The 17840-nt window shown below is 51.4% G+C and carries 20 protein-coding genes; 13 read left to right on the forward strand and 7 right to left on the reverse strand.

Annotated elements, in window-relative coordinates; translation table 11 throughout:
* The first annotated feature begins 13 nt into the window (after positions 1 to 13).
* The 4 genes from GBK04_RS04900 (at position 14) to GBK04_RS04915 (ending at position 2133) form a co-directional block, all read left to right on the forward strand.
* The gene (locus tag GBK04_RS04900; protein ID WP_152757379.1) at positions 14 to 502 is read left to right on the forward strand and encodes an NADH-quinone oxidoreductase subunit A; all 489 of its coding nucleotides are present in this window, start codon (positions 14 to 16) and stop codon (positions 500 to 502) included.
* A gap of 59 nt (positions 503 to 561) precedes the next feature.
* A complete protein-coding gene (gene nuoB / locus GBK04_RS04905) occupies positions 562 to 1080 on the forward strand; it encodes an NADH-quinone oxidoreductase subunit NuoB (protein ID WP_152757381.1) in 519 nt (172 codons plus the stop codon).
* A 116-nt stretch (positions 1081 to 1196) separates the two neighbouring features.
* Positions 1197 to 1553, forward strand: coding sequence for a hypothetical protein (locus GBK04_RS04910; protein ID WP_152757383.1), 357 nt, complete (start codon positions 1197 to 1199; stop codon positions 1551 to 1553).
* A 49-nt stretch (positions 1554 to 1602) separates the two neighbouring features.
* The gene (locus GBK04_RS04915; protein WP_152757385.1) at positions 1603 to 2133 is read left to right on the forward strand and encodes a ferritin; all 531 of its coding nucleotides are present in this window, start codon (positions 1603 to 1605) and stop codon (positions 2131 to 2133) included.
* A 62-nt stretch (positions 2134 to 2195) separates the two neighbouring features.
* Here GBK04_RS04915 and GBK04_RS04920 read toward each other — a convergent pair whose 3' ends face one another.
* A complete protein-coding gene (locus GBK04_RS04920) occupies positions 2196 to 2459 on the reverse strand; it encodes a (2Fe-2S) ferredoxin domain-containing protein (protein WP_152757387.1) in 264 nt (87 codons plus the stop codon).
* 202 nt (positions 2460 to 2661) lie between these two features.
* On the opposite strand from GBK04_RS04920, the gene GBK04_RS04925 reads away from it, so the two are divergent.
* From GBK04_RS04925 to carB, 4 genes are all read left to right on the forward strand, one after another.
* On the forward strand, positions 2662 to 3180 hold the full coding sequence (locus tag GBK04_RS04925) for an NADH-quinone oxidoreductase subunit C (protein ID WP_152757389.1): 519 nt from the start codon (positions 2662 to 2664) through the stop codon (positions 3178 to 3180).
* Positions 3181 to 3265: 85 nt separating this feature from the next.
* Positions 3266 to 4930, forward strand: a complete 1665-nt coding sequence (locus tag GBK04_RS04930; RefSeq protein ID WP_373330720.1) for a hypothetical protein — start codon at positions 3266 to 3268, stop codon at positions 4928 to 4930.
* 41 nt (positions 4931 to 4971) lie between these two features.
* Positions 4972 to 5784, forward strand: a complete 813-nt coding sequence (locus GBK04_RS04935) for an energy transducer TonB (protein WP_152757392.1) — start codon at positions 4972 to 4974, stop codon at positions 5782 to 5784.
* Between the two features lie 256 nt (positions 5785 to 6040).
* Positions 6041 to 8884: a carbamoyl-phosphate synthase large subunit gene (carB, locus tag GBK04_RS04940; protein ID WP_373330721.1), complete on the forward strand. Its 2844-nt coding sequence runs from the start codon at positions 6041 to 6043 to the stop codon at positions 8882 to 8884.
* Positions 8885 to 8973: 89 nt separating this feature from the next.
* On the opposite strand, the gene GBK04_RS04945 is transcribed toward carB, so the two are convergent.
* From GBK04_RS04945 to GBK04_RS04960, 4 genes are all read right to left on the reverse strand, one after another.
* Positions 8974 to 9276: a putative quinol monooxygenase gene (locus GBK04_RS04945; RefSeq protein ID WP_152757394.1), complete on the reverse strand. Its 303-nt coding sequence runs from the start codon at positions 9274 to 9276 to the stop codon at positions 8974 to 8976.
* Positions 9277 to 9397: 121 nt separating this feature from the next.
* A complete protein-coding gene (locus tag GBK04_RS04950) occupies positions 9398 to 10939 on the reverse strand; it encodes a M20/M25/M40 family metallo-hydrolase (RefSeq protein ID WP_152757396.1) in 1542 nt (513 codons plus the stop codon).
* A 117-nt stretch (positions 10940 to 11056) separates the two neighbouring features.
* Positions 11057 to 12301 (reverse strand): aminotransferase class V-fold PLP-dependent enzyme, encoded by a 1245-nt coding sequence (locus GBK04_RS04955; RefSeq protein WP_152757397.1) that lies wholly within the window; start codon positions 12299 to 12301, stop codon positions 11057 to 11059.
* A 90-nt stretch (positions 12302 to 12391) separates the two neighbouring features.
* Positions 12392 to 12592: a hypothetical protein gene (locus GBK04_RS04960; RefSeq protein WP_152757399.1), complete on the reverse strand. Its 201-nt coding sequence runs from the start codon at positions 12590 to 12592 to the stop codon at positions 12392 to 12394.
* A gap of 248 nt (positions 12593 to 12840) precedes the next feature.
* Between GBK04_RS04960 and GBK04_RS04965 the strand changes: the two genes are divergently transcribed.
* The 4 genes from GBK04_RS04965 to nfi all read left to right on the forward strand — a co-directional run bounded on the left by GBK04_RS04965 (position 12841) and on the right by nfi (position 15355).
* On the forward strand, positions 12841 to 13584 hold the full coding sequence (locus GBK04_RS04965; RefSeq protein WP_373330722.1) for a DUF1223 domain-containing protein: 744 nt from the start codon (positions 12841 to 12843) through the stop codon (positions 13582 to 13584).
* 107 nt (positions 13585 to 13691) lie between these two features.
* Positions 13692 to 13940 (forward strand): hypothetical protein, encoded by a 249-nt coding sequence (locus tag GBK04_RS04970; RefSeq protein WP_152757403.1) that lies wholly within the window; start codon positions 13692 to 13694, stop codon positions 13938 to 13940.
* A gap of 39 nt (positions 13941 to 13979) precedes the next feature.
* Positions 13980 to 14642 carry an endonuclease III domain-containing protein gene (locus GBK04_RS04975; protein WP_152757405.1) on the forward strand — a complete coding sequence of 221 codons (663 nt, stop codon included), beginning with the start codon at positions 13980 to 13982 and terminating at the stop codon, positions 14640 to 14642.
* 20 nt (positions 14643 to 14662) lie between these two features.
* The gene (gene nfi, locus GBK04_RS04980) at positions 14663 to 15355 is read left to right on the forward strand and encodes a deoxyribonuclease V (RefSeq protein ID WP_152757407.1); all 693 of its coding nucleotides are present in this window, start codon (positions 14663 to 14665) and stop codon (positions 15353 to 15355) included.
* 7 nt (positions 15356 to 15362) lie between these two features.
* Here nfi and GBK04_RS04985 read toward each other — a convergent pair whose 3' ends face one another.
* Both GBK04_RS04985 and GBK04_RS04990 read right to left on the reverse strand, forming a co-directional pair.
* Positions 15363 to 15701, reverse strand: a complete 339-nt coding sequence (locus tag GBK04_RS04985; RefSeq protein ID WP_152757409.1) for an SPW repeat domain-containing protein — start codon at positions 15699 to 15701, stop codon at positions 15363 to 15365.
* A 12-nt stretch (positions 15702 to 15713) separates the two neighbouring features.
* Complete coding sequence (locus tag GBK04_RS04990) at positions 15714 to 16280, reverse strand: vitamin K epoxide reductase family protein (protein WP_152757411.1); 567 nt, start codon at positions 16278 to 16280, stop codon at positions 15714 to 15716.
* Positions 16281 to 16482: 202 nt separating this feature from the next.
* On the opposite strand from GBK04_RS04990, the gene GBK04_RS04995 reads away from it, so the two are divergent.
* Positions 16483 to 17754 (forward strand): PQQ-dependent sugar dehydrogenase, encoded by a 1272-nt coding sequence (locus tag GBK04_RS04995; RefSeq protein WP_152757413.1) that lies wholly within the window; start codon positions 16483 to 16485, stop codon positions 17752 to 17754.
* Positions 17755 to 17840 lie beyond the last annotated feature (86 nt).

A 17840-nucleotide genomic window follows, 5' to 3' on the forward strand; every position in this document is an offset into this window, starting at 1 on the left:
CAAAACAAGGGGTATGCTGACTGATTTCGGGATAATTCTGCTGTTCATTATTGCGGGCTTCGCTTTACTGGGGGTCGTGCTGGGCATAGGACGGTTACTACGCCCCCATCATCCCAACCCCGAAAAAAACACAACGTACGAGTCGGGGGAAGATCCTGTAGGCAATGCCAACGTACAGTTTAACGTGCGCTTTTATGTCGTGGCTCTGATCTTCGTACTGTTCGAAGTAGAACTCGTTTTTCTTTTTCCCTGGGCGGTTGTTTTTGGAAATAAGGACTTGATCGCACAGACTGACGGGCAATGGGGCTGGTTTGCGCTAGCCGAAATGGCCGTGTTCGTGGGGGTACTTGCGCTAGGACTAGCGTATGCCTGGGTCAAGGGGTACCTTGACTGGGTGCGGCCCCAACCAAAAGCAACTCCGCTCAACAGCCCTGTACCTGCCGACCTCTACGGAAAACTGAACGAAAAGTATAGGACTGAGCCATCAAAGGTGAAGGAGTGACGGGTGGGAAAGGCACTCGGGTGGCATATCCGATATACAACTCATACAAAACTGAAACCATGGAACGTATCAAAACCGGCGATGGGGGAATCATTTTGACCAGCGCCGAAGACCTTATGAACTGGGCCCGGCTGTCGTCGCTGTGGCCGATGGGCTTCGGACTGGCCTGCTGTGCCATCGAAATGATGGCTACCTTCGCTTCTCACTATGATCTGGAACGCTTCGGCATCTTTCCTCGCCCTTCGCCCCGGCAGTCGGATGTGATGATTGTGGCGGGTACCGTCACTTTCAAAATGGCCGACCGCGTACGGCGGCTCTACGAACAGATGCCTGAGCCACGCTATGTGATTTCGATGGGTAGCTGCTCCAACTGCGGAGGTCCCTACTGGGAGCACGGCTACCATGTCGTGAAGGGAGTGGATAAGATCATACCCGTCGATGTGTATGTCCCGGGTTGCCCACCCCGTCCGGAAGCGCTGATCGGGGGCTTTATGAAATTACAGGAAAAAATCCGCCGCGAACATCCCCTGGCACCTACCCTGCTTCTGGAAATGGAGGGTTTGCCTCACTCCGCTTAGTTATTGCATTTTAGAAACCACAATACTTATTTAGAATAAATTCAAATAAGTATTGCTACTTACTGGTCAAGTCCCTATTTTTGCGCAAAGGTTTAATCAATAGGCTTTTCCATTAAATGACCAATCAGGCAATCAATTCGAACGAACTATACCGGGTACCTAAAGGATGCTCGTGGCAGTGTGATCTTACCAATCGGGTGTATATCCAATTCCAGGAAACAGTTGCCGCCTTCCGCCTTCGCGACTTTTTTGCCTTTCATCGGAAAGTAAGTGCGATCGATATCCATGAGATGATCTACAACTTATCTGATGATTTCGATTTTGAAATCATTGAAGCTCCTCAGCAGGGGGTATCGCTACAGTTGGGGCTTTGCGAACTCGTTCAGCTTCGCGATTTGCTGGATGGCACGAAGTTCGCTTTGAAACTCAATAGCATGCTGCACGAAGCGCTGGGAACTGTATCGCTGGTGTAGGCAGTACCCTATAAACTCAACCTAACACGCTCAAACCAAAAAAACAGACATGAAAGACCTCGTAAGACTCCATACTTCCCTCACTGAAGAAATAGAAGCCGCCCTGAATGACCAATGCAAAATGGAGGCCGAGGCGTCGCTGAAGTACCTGGCGATGGCCGCGTGGCTGGATCGCAACGGATTCGATTATTCGGCAGGATACCTTTATGCTCAGGCCGAAGAAGAGCGGGAGCATTTTCTGAAGATTTTCAAATACATTACCGAAGTAGGAGGCGTAGCCATTACGCCCACGCCCAATGAGGTGCAGCAGGAGTTTGGTTCGCTACGGGATGTTTTTGAAACCGCTTTACAGGGCGAAATTGCCGTGACGCATTCGATCAACCGCATTGTGGCCAAGTGTCGCGAATTGAACGATTACGCTACCGAAGAATTCATGATGTGGTATGTGCGCGAACAACGCGAAGAAGAACACAACGCCCGCCGTGTCATGGAACTCTTCGAGTTAATTGACGCCAATAGCTCCACCGGCCGTTTCGTGCTCGACGAAGAAATCAGCAAGGTAGGTCGCCGTGTATCGTAAGTAGCCGGTAAATCTAACTAACAAAACCAGCACAGAAAGGGCCGCAAGCGGCCCTTTCTGTGTTATTGACCCAGCACGATTTCATCGAATAACTGTCGAATTTGCTTCTCGGAGACCTCCACAAACCATTGGTTACCGGGTTGGAAACACACTACCGGCGCTTGCTTGCAGTGATCGGTGCAGTCCATTTTGATTACTTCCACCTCATGCTTGAGGCCGTGTTCTTTGATAGCGTCCTTACAGTATTTACGAATTTCACTGTACCGGCCACATTTTTTGCCATCGCACACAAAAATCACTTTTTCCGGAAAACTCGATTTTCCCATAGGTACCTTCTCTCTTTTAGCTCTGCTCTTAGTGAGTAACAAGGTACCTTCCCTGCAGGTTTAGCGATGAGGCTTTTTATTTGGGAAAATGGCGACTCAATTCGAACCGGGCATTCACTTGGCTTGCCTGCCCTACGCAGGCCCGGAGGGTAGCTGAATTTTGTCGAAGGCAAATAAGTGTGCGATTCATTACCTTTGCTTTATGGATTTTCCCGCTATTCATTCCCTGCTAACCGACTGCCTGGGCGCCGATGTCATTAGCGAAGCCGTTGAAAATGTGCCGCAGCCTTTTCTGGTTGTTCCGGCGGTGCGACTCGCTGAGGTGGCCGAGGTACTCTACCGCCACGAGCAGTTGTATTTTGACCACCTGGCTTGCATCACAGCCTTGGACAATGGCCCCGAGAAGGGTACCATGGAGGTACTTTACCATTTTGCTTCCATCCCCTACGGCCACACACTGGTGCTGAAAGTGGTACTGGCCCGGAATGGGACAGATGAGCCGCTTCCCGTAATACCTACCCTGAGTCACCTTTGGCGTACCGCCGACTGGCATGAGCGCGAAGCCTACGACTTGTTGGGTATACGCTTCGAGGACCATCCCGACCTGCGCCGCATTCTATTGCCCGCCGATTGGGAGGGACATCCCCTGCGGAAAGATTACGAGGCACAGGAATTGTACCATGGGATACGGGTTAAATTTGAAGATCGGAAGGAGGAGTGAAGTAGTACTTTAATTTATGAATCCAGGAGTTATGAGTAGATCGCTTTACATGATTAGATTTTCCGCTTTTTGGCTTGCTGTCGGTTTGATGCTTACAGTTGGCGTAAGTAGTATTTCCTTCGCCCAGCCCGATTCCGTGGTGATTACCGGGCGCGTGCTAAACCTGACGGCGGCCTTATACCGTCAGGCTCCGGCCATCACATTTACCCGCAACAATATTCTCCAGCCCCAAAGTGAACTTGCACGACAAGCTCCTTTGCAGGCTGACGGTACCTTCCAGGTCACGATGCCGCTAATCTATCCCCAGGAGGAAGTGTACCTGGATTATGGGGGAAAAGTATATACTACCTTCCTGGCTGCACCAGGTCGCCTGCAACTCTCGTTCGATGCAGACTCCATGTTCAAAGCAAAACGGCTGTTCTACTTTTCGGGTGTCAATGCGGAGGCTAACAACAAGTACATGCAGTACGTGATGGAGGAAGACCGAATCATGAAAGCGAACAAGCGCTACGGTGAGAACTTCTTCGAGACTTTCTGGAACCTGGAAGCTTCCGAAGCTTTGAGAGCCTTGGATCAGCGGGCCCAACTCCGGCTATCAGCTCTGAAAAACATCTCTCAGAAAACCACAGTACCGCCGCAATTGCAAGAGTGGATCGAGACCACCATTAGAGATGAAAAACGCTCGGCTCTGTTCGAGCATGCGCTGGTCAATGTAGCTACCCCCCAACTGTATGCCCTCGGTGGCCTGCCGGAGTTGACGCAGGGTATTTTGACCTTCCAACGTGTACAATGGATGATTCGGGTGGGGGATTACGCCGACCGGTTGGTTGAACAAAAGGAATATCAATATCCGACTAAATCCAAATCATTGAAGGTGGAGACTATGGCGGAACTCATCAAGCGATACGTCCCGCTTTTATCCACCGGAGAAATCGAGCGGTTGAACACCATGATCCAGGAAGGAAGCGCGACAACGGCCGGGCTGGATTTCCTCAATACGCTATATGCCCGCAACCGCCGGATACTGGATCTGGTCACACAGTTTGAAAAGCAGAGCAGTGCCTATGCTGACAAATTTAGCACCTCCACCAATGACCTGCTAGCCGCCCGTTGGCTGGTACAGCGATTTTATCGGCTTTCTCTTCCGGAGCAGAGCCTGCTCTACTCCCATATCCGTAGTAAAATAGAAAAGTCTGTTGTCAGATATTCGCTGGACGAGTTGTACCAGTTGGAAGTGAAGGATAGTACCTACATCAGATTGATAGAAAAACGCACTGATCTGAATGCCAACCCTACGGAGGTACTGAGCGGAATCTGGCTGGCTGAATCGGCCTCCTCGGGAAAGTCCGCGTTGGATCAAGTCGAGGCGCTCTTCAAGGGAAAAACTGTATATGTGATCAAGTGGAATCTATTCGACGACGAAAGTCGCAACGAAGTGTTGTACGCCCCGGCGCTGCGGGCCCAGTTGCCCACGGATGTGGAGTTGCTCTATATTCATCTGCCCGACACGGAAGTGAATGACAACAGCGCGCTCTGGAAGAAATTCATTGTCCGCCACAAATTAAAAGGCGTACACCTGTACCTGACCGACGATCAGGTGGTGCAACTGCTTTTCAGGCTTAACCCATTGGCCTACCCAAGTTTTGGCATCATGAAGCCTAATGGCAAGTACGCCTCCCGCAACGCCCCACCGCCTAGTCAGGGACAAAACGCCGCGCAGGCGATTCTGAAAGTGCGGGAAGGACGGTAAGTTATGGGCGTTTGGCTTTGTGTGTGGTTAAATAGTTCGCAATGAAATATTTACTCCTACCTATATTCATCATCTTGTTTGCAGAAGAGGCGGAAGCAACAGGAAAGGCCAGTGATAAACTTGTCAAAGATGGCGATACGCTCACTCTTTTAACCAAACCGCTCGACAAACTGCTTTTCGTGGACAGTCTGTGGTACAAGACTGATAAAAAACCGGAATTCAGTAGAGTTATTGACTGCTGGACGGGCTACACGGCTATCTGGACTTTGGAAGGCCGTGAACTTTTCCTAACGGCTATCGAAAGTTGCACCCGAACCGATGAACACTTTCAAGCCGACCTGTCGGTGTTGTTTGGCTCGCAAGTGAAGAATGGGAAGGTCAGGGCTGACTGGGTGAGTGGCGAGCTCGTTATCCCCGTTGGGAAACTGCTCCGCTACTTTGAGACGCCCTCTATGTCTTACTACGAAGGCGAACGCGTTCTGACGATGCAGGATGGCCTGCTGGTAAAGGAAGAGCGGTTCGATAACTCAAAAACCTACCAATCCAAATTCACAAAAAGCGCGAAGCTATTTTACGAATACATTTACAGCCACATCGACTGGTCAAGGATTCCAAATTTAGGAGATAAAAAAGTGAAAGTCTTCTTAAAAGTTACCGCGGGAAGTGATCGAAGACCTGATTCGGTTGCGTTTATGAAAAAATCAAACTACTACTCCATAGACCAGGAAGCTATGAGGGCAGTAAAGTCTCTACCCGAATGGGACGTTTATTACCGTCGTGGGAAGCCCTACCCGGTACCCTGGAGTTTGCCTATCCTCTTTGACGAAACTACCCGGAAGAAGTACGCTTTCTAAGTAGATTGATTCCATTTATTCCCAGCGGGGAAAAATTATCCTATTCTTCGTATATATAGGATTATTCTTAAAATACATCTGTGAAATTCCCTTTTTACTAATCCGAGTGAGCCTTTTCGGCCTGCGCGCCTTAACTTTGTGGAATTTTTGGGCGTACCCCTCGCCGGTTCCCTATAACTTCGGTTGGGAAAAAGTACGGCGAGCGTTCAAAAAGCACGTATAAGCTCGTATTATTTTATAAACCCAAACTACTACCGTGCCAAAAAATCCGAATATCAAGTCCGTTCTTATTATTGGTTCAGGTCCCATTGTCATTGGCCAGGCCTGCGAATTCGATTACGCCGGCTCACAGGCGGCCCGATCGTTGCGCGAGGAGGGCATTGAGGTAAGCCTCATCAACTCCAATCCGGCCACGATCATGACCGACCCGATCAATGCCGACTTCGTGTATTTGCTCCCGCTGGAAAAAAAGTACATCATCCAGATTCTGGAAGAACACAAAGCCGCCGGAAAACCAATCGACGCCGTTTTGCCAACCATGGGAGGCCAGACGGCGTTAAATTTAGCAATCGACTGTGATAAGGCGGGTATCTGGAAAAAATACGATGTTAAGATCATCGGCGTGGATATCAAAGCCATCGAAACTACCGAAGACCGTGAGCTGTTCCGCCTCAAAATGCTGGAACTCGGTGCCAACGTATGCCAGGGCCGCATAGCGCGTTCGTTTCTGGAGGGTAAGGAAATCGCCCAGGAAATCGGCTTCCCGCTGGTTATCCGGCCCTCTTACACGCTGGGCGGCACAGGTGGCGGCTTTGTGGACAAGCCCGCTGATTTCGACCGTGCCCTTACCAACGGTCTGCACGCCTCACCTACCCATGAAGTACTGGTGGAGCAGAGTGTGATGGGCTGGAAAGAATACGAATTGGAACTCCTGCGCGACGGCAATGGCAACTTCATCATCATCTGCTCCATCGAAAACTTCGACCCGATGGGCGTTCATACGGGCGACAGTATTACGGTGGCTCCGGCCATGACCCTACCCGACACCCTGTATCAGCAAATGCGCGACCTGGCCATCCGCTGCATGGCGGGCATCGGTTCATTCGCGGGGGGATGTAACATTCAGTTTTCGGTCAACCCTGAAAACGACCAGATCATCGTCATCGAAATCAACCCGCGCGTGTCGCGCTCCTCGGCGCTGGCTTCCAAGGCTACAGGGTACCCCATCGCCAAGATTGCCGCCAAAATGGCCATCGGCTACAACCTCGACGAGTTGATCAACCCCATTACAGGTACCACCTCGGCCTTCTTCGAGCCCAGTATCGACTACGTGATTGTGAAGGTACCCCGCTGGAACTTCGATAAATTCCAGGGTGCCGACCGCTCGCTGGGCCTGCAGATGAAATCGGTAGGAGAAGCCATGGGTATCGGACGCAACTTCCAGGAAGCTTTGCAGAAGGCCTGCCAGTCGCTCGAGATTCGCCGCAACGGCCTGGGCGCCGACGGCCGCGAACTACGCGACCAGGAAAAAATCAAGCAAAGTCTGGCGCACCCGAGTTGGGACCGCCTGTTCCATATTTACGACGCCTTCAAGATCGGGCTTTCATTCAAATCCATCCAAAATCTGACCAGGATTGATCCCTGGTTTTTGCGGCAAATCGAGGAATTGATTGAACTGGAAAACAAAATCCACGCGTTCGATCTTGAAACCCTACCCAAAGACTTGCTGCTGGAAGCCAAGCAAAAGGGGTATGCCGATCGTCAGCTTGCGCATTTATTGGGCGTGAAAGAAAGCAAAGTGTATGACCGTCGTAAAGAACTGGGCATCAAACGTGTATACAAATGCGTGGATACCTGCGCGGCCGAATTCGAAGCTAAAACGCCCTACTACTACTCGACTTTCAATACCTCGCAGGAGAATCCCGACAATGAATCCATTGTCAGCGATAAGAAGAAAGTGGTGGTGCTGGGCTCCGGCCCCAACCGCATCGGGCAGGGCATCGAGTTCGACTACTCCTGCGTCCACGGGGTACTGGCCGCCAAGGAAGCGGGCTATGAGACCATCATGATCAACTGTAACCCCGAAACAGTATCCACCGACCCGGACATTTCGGATAAGCTGTACTTCGAACCTGTCTTCTGGGAACATGTGTACGATATCATCGAGCACGAAAAACCCGAGGGCGTCATCGTGCAGCTCGGTGGACAGACGGCTTTGAAAATGGCCGAGAAGCTCGACAAGTACGGTATCAAAATCATCGGTACCAGCTACCAGGCGCTCGACCTGGCCGAAGACCGCGGGCGGTTCTCGAATCTGTTGCAGGAGCTGGACATCCCCTACCCTAAGTTCGGTACGGTGCGGACGTCGGATGCGGCCGTAGATTTATCCCGTACGCTGGGCTTCCCGCTGCTGGTGCGCCCCAGCTACGTACTGGGTGGACAAAGCATGAAGATCGTCATCAACGAGCAGGAACTGGAACAGCATGTAGTCAAGATCCTGCACGATATTCCCGATAACAATATCCTGCTCGATCACTTCCTGGAAGGTGCCATCGAAGCCGAAGCCGACGCCATCAGCGACGGTGAAGATGCCTACATCATCGGGGTTATGGAGCACATCGAGCCCGCCGGGATTCACTCCGGTGACTCGCACGCTACCCTACCCCCTTTCGATCTTTCCGATGAAATCATCGCGACGATGGAAGAGTATTCCAAACGCATCGCGCTGGCGATGGGTGTCAAAGGCTTGCTCAATGTGCAGTTTGCGATAAAAAATGGCGTAGTATACGTGATCGAAGCCAATCCGCGCGCATCGCGGACGGTACCTTTCATCTGCAAGGCCTACCAGGAACCGTATGTCAACTACGCTACCAAGCTAATGCTGGGCGACAAGAAAATTTCAGATCTAACCTTCAACCCCGTCAAGAAAGGCTGGGCCATCAAAATTCCGGTGTTCTCGTTTAACAAATTCCCCAATGTGAACAAAGAACTCGGACCTGAAATGAAGTCGACAGGTGAGGGGATTTTCTTCATTGAAGATTTACAGGACGATTTCTTTCTGAAGGTATACGGAGAACGGAATATGTACATGAGCCGTTAATGACTTTCAGCTCAAAACAAAAAAGCGGGTGGTTCCGAAGAACCACCCGCTTTTTTGTTTTGATTGCTGCCGATTCTACCTAAAGGTACCTACTCTGCCCCTTTGGCAGAAAGGATATCCACATATTCAATCGTGGGGTCTTCGGATAAAAGCGCCGAGGCATTAGCCATCAAGGCTTTGGCAATTTCGCCGTTCATGTGAGCATCCCGACCCGAGGTATCGTTGAAAGAATCAAAAATTCCGAATTCGTTATCGCTTAATTTGATCGCGTACCAGGTAATGGTACCTTCTTCGGCCTGTGCCAGCGGCAAGGCTCCTTTGATAAACTCTTCTACTTCTTTTTCTTTTCCGGCCTTGGCTTTCAGCCGGGCCAATATTCCTACTTGTACCATTTTTGTAAGGATTAGTTGTTGAAAAATACGACAGATACTTCCCTAACAACTACCCCGAACGCATTCGGTTCAAAGTTCTCCCCTATTCAATCATTTGGTGCCGCCCTGAATCGGCGGAACTTTAATCTATCCCTCCCCGACGGGTAGCATCTCGTGGAGTAGGCCAGGTGGTAGGCTCGCCGTTGCGGCCCACAGGTACCCGCACTTCCCGTGAAGTCATTTTATCATCCTCGCTGGCCTCGTAGGCCAGGATAGCGGCCAGAATCACGTTGTTGCGCACATCGTCGAACACAATCTTGTCGTAGGTATCCAGGTTGGTGTGCCAAGTGTAGTTGCCATACGACCAGCTCAACGAGCTTAGGGAAAAGGCAGGTACCCCGGCGGCCAGAAAAGAAGCGTAGTCAGACCCGCCGCCGCCCGGATTGCCAGGAAAGGTGTAGGTAATACCCTTTGTGATATCATCGGGAACCGGCCTGAGCCAGCGCCCCAGGTAGTCGTAAGCCTGCACGAAGCCCTGCCCCGAAATACTCGCCACGCGACCCGTACCATTGTCCTGATTGAAAAGTGCCTGAATTTTGGGCATCATATCGGCATGATCCTTCACGAAGGCGCGGGAACCGTTGAGCCCCTGTTCTTCGCTGCCCCAGTGTCCAACCAGAATCGTCCGCTTGGGATTGGGATAAACGGCTTTTAGCACGCGCATTACCTCCATCATGGTGATGGTACCCGTACCGTTGTCGGTAGCGCCCGTGCCACCGTCCCACGAATCGAAGTGGGCCGAAAGCATTACGTATTCATCGGGCTTCTCGGTGCCTTTTATCTCGCCGATGGTATTGAAGGTAGGTACCACGCCCGTTTCCTTCGATTCGGCCACGATATTCAGCGTAGGTTTTTCTCCGCTTTCGACCAGGCGGTACACCAGGCCGTAGTCTTCCAGGCTGAGATCCAGGGTAGGTACCTTTTTGGTGTAGGCACTGAAAATCTTATTGGCCCCGAATCCCTGCGACCAGTACGAAGTCAGGATGCCCACCGCTCCGGCGTTTTCCAGCGCCAGGGGTAGGTCGCGCCGTCCTTTGCCCGTTTTTTGTACGCGCAGATCCCAGGCTTTGGTCATTTCTTCGCGCTCCTTTTTAAGTTTGTCGAACGACTCCTCCGTGGCAAATTCCTTCCAGTTATAATCGGGCCGCCCGGTGGGCTGTAGCATCGAAATCATCACCAGCTTGCCCTTCACGCTGGGTAGCCACTTCTGGAATGCCAGCGAATCGGCAAACTCGGGCAGAATAATCACCTCCCCTTTCACACCGCCTTTGGGGGTAGCCGGACTCCAGGCCAGTTGGGTACCCGCCAGGGTTTTTACCCAGGGGCTCACCATGTCGATATGCGTAATGCCACGATCCCAGCCCCGCCATTCGCCCCACTTCTCATTGCGGGCCGCAATTCCCCAGCCTTTGTATTTTTCCACGGCCCAGTCGTGAGCCTGCTTCATTTTTGGGCTACCTACCAGCCGGGGGCCGATTTCATCCATCAGCTCGTGGGCAATTTTTTCAAGCTGCGAATTCTCCTTCTCTTCTTTGATGATTTTATCAACAACCGTGTTTTGTGCTTTTACAAAAGAAAATAATCCAAAAATCAGAAAGTAACAGAGTGCATAGTGTCTTTTCATTGAAATGAAGTTTTTTGTTTGGTTAAATATAGGGGTTGATGCTGAGAAAATGACAGGGTACCCCAATTTTTGCAAAAAGCCTTTTAACTTCTGCTTTTCTTCCTTGATCAATTCCGATTAGCTTTCCGTTAACAACGCCCGCAGTCCCGCTACGCACCGCTCTACCTCGTCCTGCGTAGTATAATGTGACAGGCTGATTCGAAGTACCCCATCGTTCATATCCTCCACACCCATCGCCCGCAAAAGTCGGTAGGCGTAGAAGTGGCCATTCTTGGCGGCAACAGTGTAGTCGACTAACCCATCGGCGAGCGCTTTCGATGAAATTTTTGGACTCGAAAGCGCAATGTTCGCTTCCCGCTGCTCGGGCCCGGGGCGGCCAAAAATCCGCACCGGCAAGTTCGCCAGGTTTTCCAGCAAGTAGGTACACAGCTTCATTTCGTGCTGGTTCATCAGCGTTGCCATCGCGCGGGCTTTCACGTGCAGGGGTACCTTGTCTGCCCCGAAATGGTGGTGGTATAAGGTTTCGAAATAATCCCCGATTCCGGCCAGGGCCGCGATGGCGGCATGGTCGGGCCCGGCGGTATCGAGGCGTTTGGCAGAATAGGGTACATTGAAAAAGTGGCACTGCGGCGTCAGTTCGTCCAGAAAATCCTCCCGCACGACCATTACACCCTGATGCGTGCCGTAGGTTTTATAGGTACTGAACACGTAGGCATCCACGTCCAGCTCATCCAGATTGGGCCAGCAGTGCGGAGCGTACGATACGCCATCCACCACGAGTCGGGCGTTTACCTGCCGAACCCGTTGCGCGATCTCGTTGATGGGGTTGAGGGTACCTATGATGTTGGAACTGTGGGTGACGGCCACCAAAACCGTTTTTGGACTCAGTAGTTTTTCCAGGTCGGCAACATCCAATTCCCCGGTTTCGGAATTTGCTTTCCAGATTTTCAAGGTCCCCCCCTGCTGCTGGCAGAGGCGTTCCCAGCCGCCGATATTGGATTCATGATCCTGCTCGGATACGATTACTTCTCTGCCTTTTTGAAACAGGGGCGCGCAGGCTTGCGCCAGGGTGTTGAAGCATTGAGTAGAGGAAGCACCCAGTGTCACCCGGTCAGGAGGTACATTCAGAAGGGCGGCTATGGTGTGTCGACCCAAATCCATCGCTTCTCCTGCTTTATTAGAAAGCGGATTGGCGCCGTAGGGCTGTACTTTGTAATTCGTGTAAAAATCGGTGAGGCGGTCAATGACGGCTCCGGTTACGTAGCTACCTCCGGCATTATCCAGAAACCCGATTTTTTGGCCCAGATCAGTACTAAATACAGGGAATTGATTGCGGACGAAGTTCAGGTCGAGCTGAGGCATTTTTGGCTTTTGGTTATATATTGTCAAAACAAAAAGCCAAAATAACGCTTTACCGCCTTCGTGCAACAAAGTGCACCTGATACCTTTCGATTAGCAAAGAAAGAGGAAACCAATCCACAGCAACGCCCAGACCAGCGGGGCGATGGACTGAGCCCGAATGCCCAGCATACGAGTTGAGGAATATTCTACTAAAAATGAGATGGAGTATTTGCCCGAAAAATAAAGCCAGACAAACTTGGAAGCTAGCATCAACAGCACATACACTTCTTTGGAGTCCAATAAATCACGCATACAACAGAAGGAAGGTTCTTATTCTTACGGTTTTAGCGAGCAAAAATAAGATCGCCTTTCCGAATTTAAAAGCATCCTTTTCCTAAAATTTTCTTAAACTTCGCTAGTACTTACGTGGAGAACCTCCTGCTTGCCAGGCTTCCGTAAAAATACCAGGGGCAACAACAAAGAACAGATCGAAAGAGTTATAAATAAATAATTTATCCATTGATTTACAATCCTTTCACTAGTACTTAACGCCCATGATCATGAAATGGATGTTCTTGTTGTCGCTCGTAACCGTAGGTAGCCTGGCTTTTCTGAAACCCGGGGAAGTAGAAAAGCCTGAACCCGTTGCTGTCATCGAACTTTTCACCTCACAGGGCTGCTCCAGTTGCCCGGCGGCCGACCGGCTGCTCTCCAAAACGATCAGCAACCTGAACACCAAAGACCCGAAAATACTGGCGCTGTCGTTCCACGTCGATTACTGGAATCACCTGGGCTGGGCGGATCCGTTTAGTGATAAAGCCTACACGAGAAGGCAGTATGAGTATGCCAAGGTCTTTCATTCCAAGTCGGTCTACACCCCGCAAATGGTCATTAACGGTACGCGCGAAATTGTGGGCTCCAACGAGGCCAATCTGAAAAACGCCTTACAGGAAGCAGCCAAACGCACACCGGTGACGACTTTTGAGATTTTGAATGCCAAAATCGAAGACGGAAATCTTTTGAAAGTGAAGTACGCCCTAGCGGGCGACTATCAAGGCTGTAAAGTAAACTTTGCCCTGGTTTCACGCCACGAAACGACCCCTATCAAACGCGGCGAAAACGGCGGAAAAACACTGACCAGCGATAATGTGGTGCGGCAGTTTATTCGCGTCGATCCCAAACAATCGGGAGAAGTACTGTTTAACCCCACTACTCTGAAGCGGGAAAATATGGCAGTTATTGCCTATGTTCAAAAACAGACGGACTACCAGATTGTTGGAGCGGCAAGGACAGAGATTCATTGATTGTATAAGACCGAATGCTTCATGGCACGGATGAAGCAGGGAGTCCGGGCATACTTTTTTGCAGAAAGCGAGTATTCCTTTATTCGTTTTAATGAATCACAGTGACCATGAAGATCGGTGATAAATTACGCAAAGAGTTATCTAAGAAATTCGCCCCTTCCAGTACGATTGACAGGGAATTTGGAAAATATGCTCTAACGCTCAAGACCGACGAAGCCGGAAACGCCGTCCTGGCTTTTTTGGGAAGTCGTGAAGAAAGTGGCGACATAAAGGGTTTCCGCTACGTGCGCACATTGATCCGGGATCAGGAGGGAAAGGTAGTAAAAGATCATTGGGACAACCATGGGAAAGTATAAATCCCTACCAAAGCAAATCATAAGTCTTTCCCCATCTCCATGAAACCTGATTTTGAATTAAGTAGAGTCCTCGACCATATCGAGGAAGCCATCCGTCCCTACCCCAAAGCCGCCATGTTCGAATTGACCGAGCGGGGGTACTCCACGCTTTTCGAGCAACTGATTTCCTGCATTATTTCCATTCGTACTCTCGACGAAACTACCATTCCTGTCTCGCTGCGACTATTTGCGGTGGCCCGTACCCCCGAAGCCATTTTGAAACTCAGTCCGGCCGAGTTGACCGAGCTGCTCGACGGCAGTACCTACCCCGAACAAAAAACGTATACAATTCTGGGCATTGCCAAAGCCGCCGTCGAGCAGTACGGCGGCCAGCTACCCGCCGATTTTGCCCAACTGACGGCCCTGAAAGGCGTTGGTCCCAAATGTGCCAACCTGGCCTTGGGGGTAGCTGCTGGCCAGGCAGCCATCAGTGTAGACATTCATGTACACCGCGTAGTCAACCGCTGGGGTTACGTGCAGGCTGCTACCCCGGAGAAAACATTGAAAGCCCTGGAACAGCAGGTACCCCTAGCGCTTTGGACCGAAATCAATCGTTTGCTTATGCCTTTCGGCAAACACATCTGCATGGGTACCCTACCCTACTGCTCGGCCTGCCCCGTGCTCACCTGGTGTGAACAGGTGGGGGTTACCCGCCACCGCTAACTCCGAAAAAGAAAACCCTTATGGCTACTTATCAAAACCTGCACCCCTGGACGGTCACTCCCGCAGAAGCCGTAGCTTTACAGCAACGGCTTCGCGAACGTGTGCGCATCGAACCGCTACCCGCTGAGCCAGAAACGATTGCTGGTTGTGACATTTCATTCAATAAATACGAAGAAACCGTCTACGCAGGCATCGTGGTACTACGGCTGTCTACCCTGGAAGTGCTTGAAGAAGTAGGTGTGGTGAGTACTGCACCGTTCCCGTATGTACCTGGCTTGTTAACGTTTCGGGAAGGCCCCGCCCTGATCGAAGCCTGGCAAAAGTTGACGATTGAACCCGACGTGGTGATGTTCGATGGCCACGGCATAGCGCACCCACGGCGCATGGGCATCGCGACGCATATGGGACTGTGGATCAATCGGCCCAGCTTTGGCTGCGGCAAATCGGTGCTGGCGGGGAAGTTTGATGATCCCGCACCTGAGCGGGGCAACTGGACCCCCATGCTGCATCGGGGCGACACCATCGGTGCGGCCCTGCGGACCAAAAATAAAGTTAATCCGGTTTTTGTTTCCCCCGGCCACCTCATCGACCTGCCTACTGCCATTGATCTGACCCTGCGCTGCGACGGGGGCTACCGCCTGCCCGAACCCACGCGCCGGGCCCATTTGTTCGTCAATGCGCTGCGACGAGAGCATTTGAGTCCTTCTGACTGAAAGGTACCTACGTCCAAAGTGACTTCCAACCGCCTCCAAACGAGGTGGTGATTTTTCCTTCTACCCAGGCGAAACCAATTACGAGCGCGCCGACCACCATGTCGTTTAAAATCGGCAGGGTTTCACTGTACCCCAAAAGCCAGGGAGCGGCCAGCAACCAGGCTCCTGACAGAAAATTGACTTTGCGTACGGGCCGGGTAATTTCCCAACAGGCCACAAAGGCAAAAGTGACTACCAAGGGACCAATGATATGCGCGTTATTGGACCCGGTTTGGTCATAGCTAAGCACCGAAGGAGCTACCATGAGCCATAGCCCCAAGATAACATTGATAATTTGTGCCCACATAGTTTACCTAGTTTAATGTACCTGACTGATTGCCTTTTCATTTCCCCAAAAAGCTTTCCATACGGATTTATTCGCTTTTTTTACGCGCTTCATGTATTGTAACGAAGCCAGCATTTCGTCCATGGCGGGACCGATCATCCAAAGCGAGATCACCGCCGACGAGAGACATAGCGTACACCAGGCATCGAAAAGTACAGGCTGCAAAATCACCAGCACAATGCTGACCACTCCGAGCGGTCCCACCGCCAGACCAAACACAATCACAATCCAGGGCATGGTACGCCAGCGTCCCGTGCCGCCGACAATACCCGAAACGACATCGACCAGATAGGAAATAGCGCCCAGGGCGGCATCGGGTATGGGGAGTAGGCGTGACACCGATGAGTTGAGGATTTTTTCGCTTCCATCGCCGAAGAAGGGTTCCCAGACGCTACTGAGCACCCGGAGCTGGTAGAGGGTAAGGTAGGTAGCGATACCCATTCCTCCCAGGGCCAGTACGATAATCGGGATGCGCTGGTTCCAGGCGGAAGGATTATAGCTCCAGTCAGGTGGAATTTGTGGATCGTCGTTATGATTCATGGTCGTTGAAAGTTAGATGGATTACACGTGCGTTTTTCAAAAAACCGGTCCAATCCTACGGCATCTATCCCCAAAAGTTTACAATTTTCAGCTTTTTGCCCGTAACCTTGTGGCGTGTGGTCTGAGGGTTGAATAAGTATAAGCATTCAATTCGTAGCTTTGGAAGAAAATCAGTTCTTTCATTTATCCTCCCCTGTTTTCCATGCAACAACGCATTCGTCCCGCCTTGCTGACGGCTACCCTGACGGGATTCGCCGCCCTGGCCGCCTTTACCGTAACAACCCACACCTACCCCCTGAGCGACCCCAGGGTTGCAGAAGAAATTAAAGTTCCGGCGGGATTTACCACCATGGTTATTGCCGACGAACTGGGCGGAGCCCGCCACATGGTAGCTTCTAAAGAAGGTGATATTTACGTGAAACTTTCCCGCCTAAAAGATGGCAAGGGCCTTTACCGACTGCACGATTCCAATGGCGACGGGGTACCCGACCAGGCCACGAGCTTCGGTGACTACAAGGGTACGGGAGTAGCTATCAAAAACGGCTACCTGTACGCTTCTTCAAACAGCGGAATTTTTCGGTACAAGCTCAACGAAAAAGGAGAAATCATCCAGCCCGAACAACCCGAAACCATCGTGACCGGCATGGTGGATACGGGTCGGGATAACTCCAAGTCCATTGCTTTGGATGACAAGGGGTACATCTACGTCAACATCGGGTCGTCCAATGATGCCTGCCGCGAGGCAGGTACCGGCAAGGGCATGATGCCCTGTACCCTGCTGGATACGGTAGGTGGAATCTGGCGGTTTAAGGCCGACATCAAGAACCAAACTCAGAAGGACGGCTTGCGCTACGCCACGGGCCTGAAAAACACGGTAGGTCTGGATTGGAACACGCAAACCAACTCGCTCTTTGTGTTGCAGCATGGGCGCGGACAGTTCCATGATTTTTATTCGCAATTCTATACGCCGCAGCAAAGCGCCCTGCTGCCCGCCGAAACGATGTACGAAGTTCACGAAGGCGACGATGCCGGCTGGCCTTATGTATATTACGATCCCGTCAAGAAAAAGAAAATGCTGAATCCTGAATACGGCGGCGACGGCAAGAAAACCGGCGGAGAAAAAGCCCTCACGCCGCTGGCGGCTTTCCCGGCTCACTTCGGCCCTAACGGCCTGTTGTTTTATACGGGTACCCAGTTTCCGGCTAAATACAAAAACGGAGCTTTCATCGCCTTCCACGGGCAGAACTCTGAATTGAAAAAAGGGTACTTCGTCGCTTTTTTGCCCTTCAAAAACGGAAAACCGTCGGGTCCCTACGAAGTATTTGCGGATAATTTTGCGGGTCTCGACCTGGCAAATCCCAGCGGTCCCGTCCAGCACCGCCCCTGCGGACTGGCCCAGGGGCCTGACGGCTCCCTGTACGTCTCGGACGATCTGAACGGTACTATTTACCGGATCGCCTACCAAAAGAAATAATTCCAATCTGGCTCGATTCCATGCCATGGGATCGAGTCCTGCCAGTATCAAGTACCCCGAAAACTTCCGGGGTACTTTTTTTATGG

Origin of the sequence: Salmonirosea aquatica (genome assembly GCF_009296315.1) — a bacterium.
Lineage (GTDB): Bacteria > Bacteroidota > Bacteroidia > Cytophagales > Spirosomataceae > Salmonirosea > Salmonirosea aquatica.